The sequence below is a fragment of the Kitasatospora sp. NPDC057512 genome (genome assembly GCF_042802135.1).
Taxonomy (GTDB): Bacteria; Actinomycetota; Actinomycetes; order Streptomycetales; family Streptomycetaceae; genus Kitasatospora.
In genome coordinates, this window is sequence record NZ_JBHVET010001263.1 from 1 (window position 1) to 1193 (window position 1193).

A 1193-nucleotide genomic window follows, 5' to 3' on the forward strand; every position below is an offset into this window, starting at 1 on the left:
CGGACGGGTGGCCGAGACCTGGGGCGTCGGCGCCCTGGACCCGTGGCTGCACCGGATCTGGCGCGCCCTGGACCTGCGCCCGCCGGGCAGCGAACCCGCGTGGTGGGCGGCCCGGTTGCTCGCCGAGGGCCTGGTCGCCGGCCCGGACCCGGCCGAACACCGGGCGCTGCTCGACCAGATGGCGGCCCGGATCGCCGAACGGGCGGGCGAGACGGGCGCGGCGGCGCTCCCGGCGGCCGGGCTCGGCCGTTTCGGGCCGGCCTTCTGGACCGGCCTCGGCCTGCCCGTCGAGGCCGAACTCGCCCTGCTGCGCAGCCTGGTGGCCGCCGACGGCCCCGGGCAGCGCTTCCTCGCCGTGGTGGCCGAGCGGCTGCGCGCCGACCCGGTCGGGGTGTTCCCGCTGCTCTGCGCCTGGTTCGAGGACCCGCGCGGCCTGCCGGGCCGCCCGGGGCGCACCGTCGCCGACCTCGCCCACGACCTGCTGTACGCCCACCGGCGGCTCGCCCTGGACGAGTTGGCCGACGCGCTGGCCGCCGCCGCGCACCCGCGGGCGGACGCGCTGCTCACCGTGCTCGCCGCCGAGGAGCCGTCCGCGCTCTGCCGCGCGGTGGACCGCTGGAGCCACGACCGGCGGCCCGAACGGCACGTCGCGGCGGCCGTGCACGCGCTGCGGACCGCCCCGTACGCCTCCGGGGCCGGGGTCGAGCTGCTGCGGTACACCGCGCTGACCCTGCTCGCCCGCGAGGACGAGCCCGGTCTGCACGGGGCCGCGCTGGCGCTGCTGGTCGGCGATCCGGCGACCCGGGCCGAGCACCTGCCGGCCGCGCTCGCCCGGCTGCGGGCCGGTGGCGACGCCTTCCTCACCCCGCGGGCGCTCGCCCCGGCCCTGGAGAGCGACCCGGAACCCGTCCTGGCCGCGTTCGCCGACCGGTCGGCCGCCCCCGGCGCGGCCCCCGCCGAGACGCTGCGGGTGCTCGCCGACGCCACCGCCCCGGCGGCCGTGCGGCGGGGCGCCGAGCTGGCCGCCGGGCTGCTGCGCGGGAACCCGGGGCTGGCCGGCCCGGTCGCCGTCGACTACCTCGGCCGCCGGCTGGCGCGTACCACCGCCGCCGCCCCGGCCGACCGGCTGGGGCTGCGGGTGCTGATCGGCGCCGCGCTGGCGGCCCGCGGCGCGGCCGTCCGGCGGCCGTTCG

1 pseudogene is annotated in these 1193 nt (G+C 81.6%); it reads left to right on the top strand.

Annotated features, from left to right (window positions below):
- Window positions 1-1193, top strand: a pseudogene (locus ACFU6K_RS39370) (serine protease); the annotation flags it as partial.